The following is a 13,432-nucleotide window of genomic DNA, read 5'->3' as shown; positions in this document are numbered from 1 at the left end:
TACCCTGCCCTGCCGACCCCGATCGCGGCCAATCCTTTGACCTCGATCACATCCCGTGGCGGCCGAACGGGTGGGCCGTGAAACCCATCCGAATGGAAGTAACGCTGTTGTAACGAAGTCGAACTAGCCTCCGGGCTGGGTCGGACGGATCGCCTCTTTCGGTGACGGTCGGTCGCGGTCGGTGACCGCCGCGGGCGCGGAACCCGTCCGACCCGACCCGATCCGCGACGACGGCGGACCACGGCGGCCGGCGACGGCCGACAACGGAAAGGCGGGACCAGCCGATGACCCCTGTGACCCCGATGAACCCCGACGGGGGGCGGTCCCGGTGCGCCTGACCCCGCACGAGCAGGAACGCCTGCTCGTCCACGTGGCCGCCGACGTCGCCGAGCGGCGCCGTGCCCGGGGTCTGCGGTTGAACCACCCGGAGGCGGTGGCGCTGATCACCGCCCACGTACTGGAGGGGGCCCGGGACGGCCGCACCGTCGCCGAGTTGATGGCCTCCGGTCGCACCGTGCTCACCCGCGAGGAGGTCATGGAGGGCGTGCCCGAGATGATCCACGACGTCCAGGTGGAGGCCACCTTCCCGGACGGCACCAAGCTCGTCACCGTCCACGAGCCCATCGGCTGACCCCGGAGGCATCCCGTGATTCCCGGAGAGATCCTGTACGCCGACACCCCCGTGGAACTCCACGCGGGGGCGGACATCATCCGCCTGACCGTCCGCAACACCGCCGATCGGCCGGTGCAGGTCGGTTCCCACTATCACTTCGCCGAGGCCAATCCCGCCCTGGAGTTCGACCGGGCGGCGGCCCGCGGCCGACGTCCGGCCATCGCCGCCGGCACCGCCGTGCGCTTCGAGCCCGGTCTGCCGGTCGAGGTGGACCTGATCCCGCTGGCCGGAGCCCGGATCGTGGCCGGCCTGCGCGGGGAGACCGGGGGGTCCCTCGATGCCGAGTGAGCCGCGCACGCCCCCCGGGGGTCGACCGGTGCTGGATCGCGCCGCCTACGCCGACCTCTACGGACCCACCACCGGGGACCGGATCCGCCTGGCCGACACCGACCTGTTCGTCGAGATCGAGGAGGACCTGGCGGGTGGTCCCGGTCGGGCGGGGGAGGAAGCCGTCTTCGGGGGCGGCAAGGTCATCCGGGAGTCCATGGGGCAGTCCCGGGCGACCCGGGCCGAGGGCACTCCGGACACCGTGATCACCGGTGCCGTGGTCATCGACCACACCGGGATCGTCAAGGCCGACATCGGTGTCCGCGACGGGCGGATCATCGCCCTGGGCAAGGCCGGTAACCCCGAGACGATGGACGGCGTCCACCCCGACCTGGTGATCGGTCCGGAGACCGAGGTGATCGCCGGGAACGGCCGGATCCTCACCGCGGGTGCCATCGACGGGCACGTCCACTTCATCTGCCCCCAGTTGGTGGACGAGGCCCTGGCTTCCGGTGTCACCACCCTCCTGGGCGGCGGTACCGGGCCCGCCGAGGGCAGCAAGGCCACCACCGTGACCCCCGGTTCCTGGCACATCGCCCGGATGCTGGAGGCGATGGACGGCCTCCCCGTCAACATCGGCCTGCTCGCCAAGGGCAACACCGTCTCCCGCGAGGCGATGCTCGCACAACTGCGCGGCGGCGCCGTCGGCTTCAAGATCCACGAGGACTGGGGGGCGACCCCCGCCGTCATCGACGCCTGCCTGGACGTGTGCGAGGACACCGGCGCACAGCTCGCCGTCCACACCGACACCCTCAACGAGGCCGGTTTCGTCGCCGACACCCTGGCCGCCGTCGCCGGCCGCTCGGTGCACACCTTCCACACCGAGGGGGCGGGTGGGGGGCACGCCCCGGACATCATCACGGTGGTCTCCGAGCCGTACGTGCTCCCGAGTTCCACCAACCCCACCCGGCCGCACACCGTCAACACCGTCGAGGAACACCTCGACATGCTGATGGTCTGCCACCACCTGAACCCGGCGGTCCCCGAGGACCTGGCCTTCGCCGAGTCCCGCATCCGCCCCACCACCATCGCGGCCGAGGACATCCTGCACGACCTCGGAGCCATCTCGATCATCTCCTCCGACTCCCAGGCGATGGGGCGCATCGGCGAGATCGTGCTGCGCACCTGGCAGACCGCGCACGTGATGAAGCTCCGCCGCGGCCCCCTGCCCGGCGACGGACCGGCCGACAACCACCGGGTGCGCCGCTACGTCGCCAAGTACACGATCAACCCGGCGATCGCGCAGGGCGTCGGGCGCGAGGTGGGCTCGGTGGAGCCGGGCAAGCTCGCCGACCTGGTGCTGTGGGAGCCGGCGTTCTTCGGCGTCAAGCCGCTGCTGGTGCTCAAGGGCGGGCAGATCGTCCTGGCGCAGATGGGGGATGCCAACGCCTCCATCCCCACCCCTCAACCGGTGCTGCCGCGCCCGATGTTCGGCGCGCTGGGCCGGGCGCCGGGGAGCAACTCCGTCAACTTCGTCTCCCCGCTGGCACTGGAGGACGGGCTGCCGGACCGCCTGGAGCTGTCCAAGCGCTGGGTGCCGGCCGGGAACACCCGCCGGGTCGGCAAGGCAGACATGCGGGAGAACGACGCCCGGCCGGACGTCCGGGTGGAGCCGGACAGCTTCTCCGTCACCATCGACGGCGAGCCGGTCGTCCCCGCCCCGGCGCGAACCCTCCCCATGACCCAGCGCTACTTCCTCTTCTGACCCCGGTGGGCCCGCCCGGCCCCGGCATTCCCGATCCGGATCGTCCACTCCCGACCCGTGGGGCCCCGATGACCCATCCATCACCGCACCCCCCGTCGACCGCGGGCGTCGCCGCGCTGCTGGTCCTGGCCGACGGCCGTTTCCCCGCCGGTGGCCACGCCCACTCCGGCGGGGCCGAGAGCGCCGTGCGCGACGGCCGTCTCACCGACGGTCCGGGGCCCGACGGACCGGCCGGTTTCTGCCGGGGGCGCCTGCACACCGCCGGACTCGTCGCCGCCGGGTTGGCGGCGGCGGCCGCCCTGGGCGGTGAGCCCGCCGGACTGGACGTCGCCGCCGACGCCCGTACCCCCTCCCCGGCCCTCCGGACGGTCGCCCGCCGACTGGGCCGCCAGCTGCTGCGGGCGGGCCGGGCCGCCTGGCCCGATCCGGCCCTGGACGCCGTCGCCGTCGACCATCCCCGGGGACTGCACCAGCCGGTGGTGCTCGGGCTGGTCGCACGGGCGGCCGGGATCGCTCCCGCCGACGCGGCCCGGGCCGCCGCCCACGAGACGGTCTCCGGCCCGGCCGGGGCAGCCGTGCGGCTGATGGGATTGGACCCGCTGGCCGCCACCGCCGTCCTCGCCCGACTCGCGCCGGAGGTCGACGCGGTAGCCACGCGGGCGACGGAGGCCGCGCGCCGCGCGCTCGCCTCGGGCGATCCCGACGAACTGCCGGCGGCCTGCGGGCCGCTGTCGGAGATCGGCGCGGAGTTCCACGCACTCCAACCGGCCCGGCTCTTCGCCTCCTGACCGCCCGATCCCACCCGACCCCCGGGACGGACCCCGGTCCGCTTCCGCCGTCGCCCCCATCGGAGACATCGTGCATCTGGATCATCCCGTCGCTTTTCCCGAACGTCATACGCACGGGGCCGGGCCCCTGCTGCCCGATGGTTCGCGCCGGGCCCTGCGGGTGGGGCTGGGGGGACCCGTCGGATCCGGCAAGACCGCCACGGTGGCGGCGTTGTGCCGCGCGTTGCGCGGGGAGTTGTCCATCGCGGTGGTCACCAACGACATCTACACCCGTGAGGACGCGGAGTTCCTGCTGCGCGAGGCCGTCCTGCCGCCCGGGCGGATCACGGCGGTGGAGACCGGGGCCTGCCCGCACACCGCCATCCGGGACGACATCTCGGCCAACCTGGAGGCGGTGGAGGAGTTGGAGGAGCGGGTCGGGGGGCTGGACCTGGTGTTGGTGGAGTCCGGTGGGGACAACCTCACCGCGACCTTCTCCCGGGGCCTGGTGGACGCCCAGATCTTCGTCATCGACGTCGCGGCCGGTGACGACATCCCCCGCAAGGGAGGGCCCGGTATCACCACCGCCGATCTGCTGGTGGTCAACAAGACCGACCTCGCCCCGCACGTCGGCTCGGACCTGGAACTCATGGCCCGGGACGCGAGGGCGCGGCGCGGCGACCTGCCGGTGGCCTTCACCTCCCTGCGGGATCCCGACGGGGTGCGCCCGGTCACCGACTGGATCACCGCACGACTGGCGGCATGGCGGGCGGCGGGGTGAGAACGTCTCCCGTCCCCCTCACTCCCCGCCCCGGGGTTTCCGCCGCCGGGCCCGGCGGCGGGGGCACCACGGCCTCCGCCGGTCCGGTACCCCCGTCGGGGGCCGGGTCGACCGCCGTGACCGCCTCGGCGCGGATCACGGCCGCCCCCGGTGGACGCCTGCCGGAGCTGCGGGGGGAGGGCCCCCTCGCGGTGCGCCGCACCCGTGCGACGGGGCCGCGCCCCCGGGTGTGCCTGGTCGGGGCCATGAGCGCGCCGCTCAACGGCGATCGCCTCGCACTCACCGTCACGGTTCTGCCGGGCGCCGGCCTGCACGTCGTCTCCGCCGCCGCCTGTGTCGCCCTGCCCGGCGCACGGGGGGACCGGGCCGAATACCTGACCGAACTCCATGTCGGTGGGGACGCCGAACTGCACTGGACCCCCGAACCGCTGATCTCGGCGCGCGGCAGCGACCTGTACGCCCGCACCCGGATCCACCTGGCTCCCGGCGCCCGTCTGCACTACCGGGAGGAGCACCTCGCCGGGCGGGCCGGTGAGGAGCCGGGCCGGCTGGTCGCCCGGCTGACCGTGTACCGGGCGGGTCGGGTGCTGCTCGACCAGGAGACCTCCCACGGGCCGGACGAACCCGGTTGGCGGAGTGGCGCGGTGATGGGCGGGAGACGGGCCGCGGGACAGATTCTGCGGGTGGATCCGGCCGCGCCGGGGTCCGCCCCCGGGACGGCCGCCGCCCCGACCGTCGCCACCGATCCCGGCGCCGCCGGCCTCGCCGCCCGGATGTCGCCGGCGGGTGATGCGATCCTGGTCTCCGCCGTCGCCGACGACGGCCTGGGCCTGCGTCACCTGCTCGATCGGATGGATCCCTCCGCCGACCGGGCCCCGACACACCCTCTTCCCGCACCCGCACCGGAGCCGCCTCCCGGCTCCCCTTCCGACAGGAGATCCGTGTGACGACCGATCCGGCCACCGCCGTCGCCCCGGAGATCGACGATCGCGTCGACATCGACACCGAGGTCCTTCCGACACCGGCTCCCGCCGGCCCCGTGATCACCCGCCTGAACGCCCCCGCCCTCCTGTCCCACCTGGACGGCCTGGCAGAGATCCTCGTCGACGCCGTGGCGGGTGGCGCCTCCCTCGGCTTCCTCGCCGATCTCGACCGGGCCGCGGCCCGGACCTGGTGGGAGCACCGGGTTCCGGAGGTGGCCGCCGGCGATCTGTGGCTGTGGATCGCCCGCGACGCCGGCGGAGGGGTGATCGGGACCATCTCCCTGTATCCGGTGACCAAGCCGAACGGCCGGCATCGGGGGGAGATCGCGAAGCTGATGGTGGCCCGCACGGCGCGGCGCGGGGGAGTGGCCCGGGCCCTGCTGGCCGCGGCCGAGCGGGCGGCGGCGTCCGCCGGACTCACGCTCCTGGTGCTCGACACGGAGACCGACAGCCCGGCGGAGACCTTCTACCGGGTGGCGGGTTGGATCGAGGTGGGTCGGGTGCCGGACTACGCGGCCGACCCCATGGGGCGGCTGCACCCCACCACCATCTTCCACCGGGATCCCCGGGAGACCGCGCCCGGTGACGCGCCGGGCGGCCCCCGGAGCGCCGGCGGGCCCGGGGCGCGGTAGTCGTCACCGCCGTCCGCGCGCGGCTCGGCCCGAACGCGGGGCCCCACGCGGACGGCCCGGCTCACAGACCGGCGATCAGCTCCGGCAGCCGTGTCATGTCCTCGAAGACGATGGTGTCCGGGCCCATCAGCCGTTCCGGCCGGCTGAGCCCGCCGGCGTACCCCAGCGAGCGCATCCCCGCCGCCCGGGCGGCGCGCACCCCGTAGTGGCTGTCCTCCACGACCACGCAGGCGGCCGGCGCCACGCCCATACGGCGCGCGGCGTGCAGGAACAGGTCGGGGGCCGGCTTGCCGCGGGCCACCTCCGTGGTGCTGAAGATCCGCCCCTCGAAGCGCGGGTACAGGCCGGTGGTGCCCAGGGTGAGGCGCATCTTGGCGTGGTCACCGCTGGAGGCGATGCAGGTGAGCAACTCACCGCGTTCCTCCCGGCCGGCCAGTTCGGCCAGCGCGGATCGGATACCGGGCACGGGGGTCAGTTCGTCGGGTATCGCGGCGTGCAGCCGTTCCCGGTACCGCCGATCCCACTCGGTGGCCGTGGCCTCGCCGAGCCGTTCGGCGATCTGTTCCCGCACCGCGGCGCCGGAACGTCCCAGGAAGCGGTCGAGGATCTCCTCCTCGTCCATCGTCCAGCCCAACTCGGCGCCGAGTTCCACGTTGACGCGCAGGGCTATCCGCTCGCTGTCCACGAGGACGCCGTCGCAGTCGAAGATGACCAGTTCCACCGGTGATGCCACCCGATCAGGCTAACCGTCGACCCGGGCGGCCCCCGCACCGGTCCGGGGGCCGCCCGGGGGCCTTCGGGGCGTCCTTCGGGAAACCGGGGTGTCGAGCCTGGTCATCGTGGAGGTGCAACCACCGCCGCCGGGGCACGTCCACGCCCCGGTCACGGTCCTCCCGTCCGGGGAGAAGGTGCCCCGGTAATGGGCGGGGGAGCCCTTCTCGCCACCCCGGATGATCAGGGTGTCGTCCTCGGTCTCGTAGACGTGGTCGAGGGTGTTGCCGTGGTTGTCGTGGAACCGGGACGTGATCTCCGGATCGGGCTTCTCCGCCCCGAAGGGCTTCCGCCTGCCGATCACCTCGAACCCGACGACCCGTTCCCCGTGCTGTTCGAGTTCCACCTCCTGGATCAGGAGGTACCCGCCCTCCGCCCATCGGCATGTGCTCGCGCAGTCCCGCGCGCGCCCGCTGGAGGGCGCTCTTGGTCGAGGCGACGCTCGTCCCCATGATCTCCGCGGTCTCGGCGGCGGAGCGGTCCGCCACGTCCCGCAGGATCAGCACCGCGCGTTGGCGCGGCGGTAGGTGTTGCAGTGCGGCGATGAAGGTCGACTCGATCGTCTCCCGGGCCAGGGCGAGCGCCTCCGGGCGTTCCTCCTCGGGGGCCGGTGGGTCCGGGAGTTCGTCCGGGTAGGGCTCCAGCCAGGTCACCTCGGCCCTCGGGGAGTGGGCCGGGGCGCCCGTGCCGTTCACGGCGGGCACGGGGGCCCGGGGCCGGTGAGGGCGTCGAGGCAGGCACGGGTGGCGATGCGGTACGGCCAGGGGCGGACGCCGTGCTCCCCGTGGAGGGTGTGTCGGCCGCGCCAGGCCCGGAGCCAGGTCTCCTGCGGCGCGTCCTCGGCGTCGGTGAAGGAACCGAGCATCCGGTGGCAGTGGGTCCGCAGGCTGTTGCGGTGTCGTTCGACGAGCAGGGCGAAGGCCGCCTCGTCACCGGCTCGGATCGCCGCCGCTGCCGCATCGTGATTCCCGGCACCCGTGGTCGACGAGGTCGTCAACGGGACTCCCTTCCCTCGGCGTGACCCGATCCCCGTGTCCCCCCCGGAACGCGGAGGACATCGTGTGCTCAACGTGAAGGTCGCGTGATCACTTCTTCACCGTCGCGAGGATGGGCGGTTCGGTTACTTGGTCGTAACTTGGCATGTACTCGGCAGTAACTGTGGTCCGGACCGCATCGCCGTGGTGTCACCCCCCAAGTGATCCACTCCCGCGATCCCCAAGGAGAGCCACTCGATGCTGTCCCGGAACAGATGGACGCGCCTGTGCGCGGGGCTGGTGTTCGCACTGGTCCTCGCCCTGCTCCCGACCGGCGCCGCGCAGGCGGCCGCTCCCCCGAGCAGCGGCTGGAACGACTGGTCCTGCAAACCCTCCGAGCGCAACCCGCGCCCCGTGGTGCTGGTTCACGGCACCCTCGCCAACAAGCACGTGAACTGGCTGGGCCTCGCCCCCTATCTGAAGAACCGCGGTTTCTGCGTCTTCTCCCTGGACCACGGAGTCCTCCCCGGTGTCCCGGTCTTCCACGGGCTCGGCCCCATCGAGGAATCCGCCGGTGACCTGGCGGTCTTCGTGGACCGGGTACTGGAGACCACCGGAGCCCGGGAGGTCGACCTGGTCGGCCACTCCCAGGGCGGCCTGATGCCCCGGTACTACCTCAAGCACCATCCGGGCGCCGCCGACAGGGTCGACAAGCTGATCGCCATAGCTCCCAGCACCAACGGCACGACGCTGCTGGGCCTCACCCGTCTGCTGGACCTCTTCCCCGGCCTCGACGAGGCCCTGTTCCTCAACGCCCCCGCGCTGGGCCAACAGGTCGTCGGATCCGACTTCCTCACCTCGCTCAACGCGGACGGCTACACCGTCCCCGGCGTCTCCTACACGGTCCTCGCCACCCGGTACGACCAGATCGTGACGCCGTGGCGCACGCAGTTCATCGACGAGCCGGGGGTGCGCAACATCCTCGTGCAGGACCTGTGCGCCCTCAACCTCTCCGAGCACGCCGGGGTGGGGCTGACCGACCGCGTGGTCTTCCACGAGGTGGCCAACATCCTCGACCCCTCGCGGGCGAGGCCCACCACCTGCCTGTCCGTCATCGGCTGACCGGCGGGGTCGGCCGCACCGTCCCCGCCGCTCCGGCGGCGGGGCCCACCGACAGCCGGTCGATCCGGTCCCGCGGCCGGGTCGACCGGCGCCGGCCGCACGACGCCGGTGCTCGGTGGTGTTCCGCCGGCCCGGACTCAGCGGTAGAGGCGCTCGGCGTAGGAGGGGCCGTAGTACTCCTCCAACTCCTCCAGGGAGTCGTCGGGCCGTTCCAGCGCCTTCGCGATCCGGGCCCGCGAGGGCAGGGACTCCGGCTCCCAGGTGCCCGGTTCCCAGGCGCGCGAGCGCAGGAACGCCTTGGAACAGTGGTGGTAGACCTCCTCGATCTCCACCAGCACCGCCAGCCGGGGACGGTGCCCGCGCACCGCCATCCGGTCCATGAAGGGGGCGTCCCGTACGATCCGGGCCCGCCCGTTCACCCGGAGGGTGTCGCCGCGTCCGGGGATCAGGAAGATCAGCCCCACCCGGGGGTTGACCAGGATGTTGCGCAGGCTGTCCACCCGCTTGTTTCCCGGACGGTCGGGCAGGGCGAGCGTCCGGTCGTCCAGGACCAGGACACACCGGCCGGGGTCCCCGCGCGGGGAGACGTCGCAGCGGCCCTCGTCGTCGGCGGTGGCCAGCAGGCACAGCGGGGCGTGGGTCAGCCACGCCCGATCCAACGCGTGCAGGGAGGGGCGGGCCTTGTCACGGGTGCGTGGCAGGGGCTCGCCCACCACCTCGCGCAGTTCGGCCGCCGAGTCGATCGTGGTGAGGCCGGCGCGCGGATCGGTCCCCGACCGCTCGTCCGCGGCGTCGCCGCCGTTCGTGTGGTCCGTGGTGTCGATTCTCCCCGTGTCGCTCACGCGCGCGCTCCGTCCCTGTTGACCGGCGGCCCGGTTCCGGGGCCGCACACGACCGCGCCCCCGACCCTACGCCCGCCCGTCCGGGCGAGGGGTCGGGGGCGCGGGGCCCGTTCCGCTTCGGCCGGATTCCGCCGGTCCGGCCGAAGCGGTGGGGCGGTGCCGTCGACTCCCCACAGGGGTGGGGGAGGGAGCCGGCGGCACCGGTCCGGAGAGGAACGTCTCAGGCGCTGCCGCGCCCCGACGCCCGGCGGCGGGCTGTCACGAGCAGCACGCCCGCACCCAGGGTCAGGACCGCGGCACCGCCGACGGCCGTGGCGAGGGTGCCCGGGTCGCCGCCGGTCGTGGCCAACCTGACCTCGTCGCCGCCTCCGTGGGGGGCCGGGGCGTTCGGCTGCCCGCCATCAGCGCCCTCGTCGGCGTCCGCTCCGGAGTCGCCGGCGACGTCCTCCGAGACCTCCGCGGAGTCCTCGGGCGCGTCCGTCGCCTCGTTCGGGTCGTACTTGTCCAGTTCCTTGCCGGCCCGCTCGGCGGCGGCCGGGGCGTCGTAGTCCTCCTCGGCCCCGTGGTGGTGCTCGTGGTCCGGGTGGTCCCCCACGGTGGTGGGATCCACCCCCTCGATCACGTCCACCGGCTCGGCGGGGCGCTCCACGACGGGGGCACCGGTGGTGTCGGCGCCGAAGACCACGTCGGAGCAGGTGTAGAAGGCCTCGGGGCTGTCGGTGCGCTGCCAGACGCTGTAGATCAGGTGGCGGCCCCGGCGCTGCGGGATGGTGGCGTCGAAGACGTAGTCGCCGTTGACCAGCGACGGGCTCGACACCTCGCCGAAGAGCTCCAGGTCCGACCAGCGCAGCGGCTGGGCGGGGTTCCAGCCGGGGGTGGTGATGTACAGCTCGAAACCACCGGGGTGGGGGGCGGTCGCGGTGTACCGGAAGGTGTGGTTGCCGCTGTTCATGGCCGTCGCGGGCCAGTCGGCACGGGCCTGGTCCAGTCCGGTGTACTTGTCGCGACCGGCGCCGCACAGTCGGCCGTCCGGGATGAGCGAGCGGTGCGCCCCGGCGGCGTTGGCGATGTTGACCTCGTTCCAGTCGTAGAACGGCTGGGTGCCACCGATGGCGACGGCCTCTCGACAGGCGTCCGACCGCGGGGACTCCGGGCCCTCCTCGCGGCAGAGCTTGACCCGGCTGATCGGGTCGTCCATGGATCCGTGGGCGGCGGCGGGGCCGGCTGCCAGCAGGCTCAGGGCGAGCGGGGCGACGGCGAGAACGCCGACGGTGGCTGCTGAACGTCGGGGGGACATGGGGGGCTTCTCCTCGCTGTGGGGGGCATCGTGGTGCGGTGGTCCCCACCGGCGCGACTCGGTGGGGATCGACCGGATGGAACCGGCCCGGTGCGCGAACACCCGGTCCCGGATCCGCCAACTCCGCCTGGCAAGACTTACGTTAGCCCCGCTGACCTGCGCCGACCGCCGAAAAGGGCTCCCTTATGACGCTGTTAAGGAGAGCCTGAAAGACGGTTAAGACCGCTGTCCGGTGCGCCCGTTTCGCCCCTTGCGTCGGGTGGCTCCGAAAGCGGGTCCCGGGAGGGGCGGGGAGGCCGGAACGCCCGGGGAGGTGGTTCCGTGCCGGCCCTCCGGTGTTCGACCCGGGGACGGTGTCGCCGATACGGGAGGGAAGGAGAGGGGGGCTCCGGCGGCCGTCGGACGCCCGGCGGTGATCCCGACCGGCCGTCGGGGACCCCTCCCGCTCCGATTCCCCGGGCACGTCCCCCGCCGATCGTCGGACCCGGGGCAGAATCGGGCGGGTGAGGTTGACCATCGATCCCGATTCCCCGGACGCCCCCTACGAGCAGATCCGGGCCCGGATCGCCGCCGGCGCCCGCTCGGGCGAGTTCCCCGTCGGGCTGCGACTGCCCACCGTGCGCGGGCTCGCCGCCGACCTCGGCCTGGCGGCCAACACCGTCGCCAAGGCGTACCGGGCCCTGGAGGCCGACGGCGTCATCGAGACCCGGGGGCGCAACGGCACCGTCGTCGCGGGCTCGGGCGACGCCGCGGCCCGTGAGGTCGCCCGGGCGGCCGAAGGGTTCGCCCGCCTGGCCAGGCGGCTCGGACTGGACGAGGCGGCCACCCGCGCCGCGGCCGAGGGCGCCGTCCGGGCGGTATGGGCCGACGGGGAACCACCCCGCGCGGAATGACCCGCCGGGTGGACCGGGTCGTTCGCCTCCCGGCCCGGGCGCCCGGTTCCGGCTCCGGAAAACCCTGTCACCCGGCCCCGCCGGGAAGACGGCTCCGGACGGCGTGACCCGTCGAGGAGCGGACCCGGCGGCCCCGGCGGACCCGGCGGGCGGGCCGGGGGTCCGCCGGGGCCCGCGCGGCCCGGAACGCGGGGGAGGGACCGCGCGAACGGCCGCTCGCCCGATCCCATCCCGGGCCCCCGACCGGGCGGTGGGAACGGTTACAGGTAGGCGCCGGTGCCCGCCGGTCGGGGCTCGGGCACCGAGGTGGGCGACTCGCCGCCGCGCAACGCGTACAGCTCGGCCAGGGTGGCGCCCTCCGGCCCGATCCCCTCCTCGGTACCCAGCCACCGCACCGCCTCGGGACGGGTCAGCGGACCGACCTCGATCCGGGCCAGGCAGCGTCCCGGCCGGACCACGGCGGGGTGCAGCTTCTCCAGATCCTCGTTGGTGGTGATGCCGACCAGTACCCGACGTCCCTGGCCGAGCAGGCCGTCGGTGAGGTTGAGCAGGCGGGAGAGCGCCTGGCCGGCCGTGTTCTTGGCCCCGCCCCGGATCAACTCGTCGCAGTCCTCGAGCAGCAGCAGGCGCCACTTGGAGCCCCCGCCCTCCTCGCCGTCCTCGTTGTCCTCGTGGTCGTCGGGACCGTCCTCGCCGATCGCCACGTCCATGAGGTAGCCGACATCGTTGAACAGCCGTTCGGGGTCCAGCACGCAGTCCACCCGGCACCAGGTGCGCCAACTGCGGGCCAACGTCCGCAAGGCGGAGGTCTTGCCGGTGCCCGGCGGACCGTGCAGCAGGAGCAGTCTTCCGGAGACGGAGGCGGGGGTGGTGGCCATCAGCCGGTCCAACGCCCCGGCGACCGGAACCGAGTAGTTCCCGCGCGCCTCCTCCCAGCTCTCGGTGTCGATGACCCGGCTGGTGCGCACCGGGCCGCCGCGCGGCGAGTGGTGCCAGAAGCCCATCGGCACCCGGGAGGGCTCGGTCCGTTCCTCCTCCTCGGCGCCGTCGACGGCCTGCTTGAGCACCTGTTCGGCGCGCTCCTCCGTGGCGGCGACCACGGTGACCATGGCGCCGAAGCGCCACTTGCGGGACCGCACCGCCCAGTCCCCGCCCATGGCGAGAACCGTCCAGCCGTCGTCGCCGCGCACCGAGAGCATCGGCTCGGCCTCCGGGGGCAGCAGGGTGTGCCCCTCCTTGATCTGGCCGAGGCGGCGTTCGCGCGCGTACGGCAACTCGCCCTCCGCGAAGCGGCTGACCAGGAACGTGTCGATGGTCTCGGTGGGCGAGTCGGGGTCGTTGACCACCAACCGGAAGGGCGGCGGGGGCGGGGAACCGGGGCGGCGCTCGGAACACATGCGCCCCATGATCCGTCAGGCGGGGGTCTCCCGCACAGTGGTTTCGGCGCGTCGCCCCGGACGGGCGTCGGGAGCGCGGTCCGGGAGCGGGGGCCGGATGGGCGGAGGAAGGGGAGGAGGGGGACCCGAGGAGAGTCGAATCGGCCCGGGTACGTTCGTTCCCGTTCCTCATCGGGAAGGCTGACACATGGGTCCGGGATATCCTGTCGTCCCTCGGGGGCGTTAGGGTGGGTTCGCCCGTACCGGGTGCCCTCGTCACGGGTGGGAG

15 protein-coding genes are annotated in these 13,432 nt (G+C 73.6%); 9 read left to right on the top strand and 6 right to left on the bottom strand.

The annotated features are described in order from the left end of the window. The first annotated feature begins 328 nt into the window (after positions 1-328). The 7 genes from LZF96_RS11665 (at position 329) to LZF96_RS11635 (ending at position 5,868) form a co-directional block, all read left to right on the top strand. Complete coding sequence (locus LZF96_RS11665; RefSeq protein ID WP_233869875.1) at positions 329-631, top strand: urease subunit gamma; 303 nt, start codon at positions 329-331, stop codon at positions 629-631. 15 nt (positions 632-646) lie between these two features. Further along, the gene (locus LZF96_RS11660; protein WP_233869872.1) at positions 647-961 is read left to right on the top strand and encodes an urease subunit beta; all 315 of its coding nucleotides are present in this window, start codon (positions 647-649) and stop codon (positions 959-961) included. After that, positions 951-2,705, top strand: a complete 1,755-nt coding sequence (locus LZF96_RS11655) for an urease subunit alpha (RefSeq protein WP_374203197.1) — start codon at positions 951-953, stop codon at positions 2,703-2,705. The genes LZF96_RS11660 and LZF96_RS11655 overlap by 11 nt, the downstream gene beginning before the upstream one ends. A gap of 68 nt (positions 2,706-2,773) precedes the next feature. After that, a complete protein-coding gene (locus LZF96_RS11650; protein WP_233869868.1) occupies positions 2,774-3,493 on the top strand; it encodes an urease accessory protein UreF in 720 nt (239 codons plus the stop codon). Positions 3,494-3,563: 70 nt separating this feature from the next. Next, positions 3,564-4,253: an urease accessory protein UreG gene (gene ureG / locus LZF96_RS11645; protein WP_233869866.1), complete on the top strand. Its 690-nt coding sequence runs from the start codon at positions 3,564-3,566 to the stop codon at positions 4,251-4,253. A 116-nt stretch (positions 4,254-4,369) separates the two neighbouring features. Further along, entirely contained in the window at positions 4,370-5,200 is an 831-nt protein-coding gene (locus LZF96_RS11640) for an urease accessory protein UreD (protein WP_233869864.1), read from the top strand. Next, complete coding sequence (locus LZF96_RS11635) at positions 5,197-5,868, top strand: GNAT family N-acetyltransferase (RefSeq protein ID WP_308294187.1); 672 nt, start codon at positions 5,197-5,199, stop codon at positions 5,866-5,868. Before LZF96_RS11640 ends, LZF96_RS11635 begins: the two co-directional genes overlap by 4 nt. Before the next feature lie 61 nt (positions 5,869-5,929). Here the strand turns inward: LZF96_RS11635 and LZF96_RS11630 are convergent, their stop codons facing one another. The 3 genes from LZF96_RS11630 to LZF96_RS11615 form a co-directional block, all read right to left on the bottom strand. Continuing rightward, positions 5,930-6,601 carry an HAD family phosphatase gene (locus tag LZF96_RS11630; protein WP_233869862.1) on the bottom strand — a complete coding sequence of 224 codons (672 nt, stop codon included), beginning with the start codon at positions 6,599-6,601 and terminating at the stop codon, positions 5,930-5,932. A 9-nt stretch (positions 6,602-6,610) separates the two neighbouring features. After that, positions 6,611-6,985, bottom strand: a complete 375-nt coding sequence (locus LZF96_RS11625; protein WP_233870018.1) for a hypothetical protein — start codon at positions 6,983-6,985, stop codon at positions 6,611-6,613. Positions 6,986-7,330: 345 nt separating this feature from the next. Beyond that, positions 7,331-7,636 (bottom strand): sigma factor, encoded by a 306-nt coding sequence (locus LZF96_RS11615; RefSeq protein ID WP_233869860.1) that lies wholly within the window; start codon positions 7,634-7,636, stop codon positions 7,331-7,333. Positions 7,637-7,871: 235 nt separating this feature from the next. Between LZF96_RS11615 and LZF96_RS11610 the strand changes: the two genes are divergently transcribed. Then, entirely contained in the window at positions 7,872-8,735 is an 864-nt protein-coding gene (locus LZF96_RS11610; protein ID WP_233869858.1) for a triacylglycerol lipase, read from the top strand. Positions 8,736-8,872: 137 nt separating this feature from the next. Here the strand turns inward: LZF96_RS11610 and LZF96_RS11605 are convergent, their stop codons facing one another. Beyond that, positions 8,873-9,478, bottom strand: a complete 606-nt coding sequence (locus LZF96_RS11605; RefSeq protein ID WP_233869983.1) for a pyridoxamine 5'-phosphate oxidase family protein — start codon at positions 9,476-9,478, stop codon at positions 8,873-8,875. A 319-nt stretch (positions 9,479-9,797) separates the two neighbouring features. Beyond that, the gene (locus tag LZF96_RS11600; protein WP_233869855.1) at positions 9,798-10,874 is read right to left on the bottom strand and encodes a lytic polysaccharide monooxygenase auxiliary activity family 9 protein; all 1,077 of its coding nucleotides are present in this window, start codon (positions 10,872-10,874) and stop codon (positions 9,798-9,800) included. Positions 10,875-11,368: 494 nt separating this feature from the next. Here LZF96_RS11600 and LZF96_RS11595 point away from each other — a divergent pair, with 494 nt between their 5' ends. After that, on the top strand, positions 11,369-11,767 hold the full coding sequence (locus LZF96_RS11595) for a GntR family transcriptional regulator (protein WP_233869980.1): 399 nt from the start codon (positions 11,369-11,371) through the stop codon (positions 11,765-11,767). 260 nt (positions 11,768-12,027) lie between these two features. On the opposite strand, the gene LZF96_RS11590 is transcribed toward LZF96_RS11595, so the two are convergent. Then, a complete protein-coding gene (locus tag LZF96_RS11590) occupies positions 12,028-13,164 on the bottom strand; it encodes a DUF5925 domain-containing protein (RefSeq protein ID WP_233869852.1) in 1,137 nt (378 codons plus the stop codon). Positions 13,165-13,432 lie beyond the last annotated feature (268 nt).

The sequence above is a fragment of the Streptomyces sp. ST2-7A genome, from assembly GCF_021390475.1.
Taxonomy (GTDB): Bacteria; Actinomycetota; Actinomycetes; order Streptomycetales; family Streptomycetaceae; genus Streptomyces.
The sequence above is the reverse complement of the archived record's forward strand: the minus strand, read 5'-3'. Positions and strand labels throughout refer to the sequence as shown.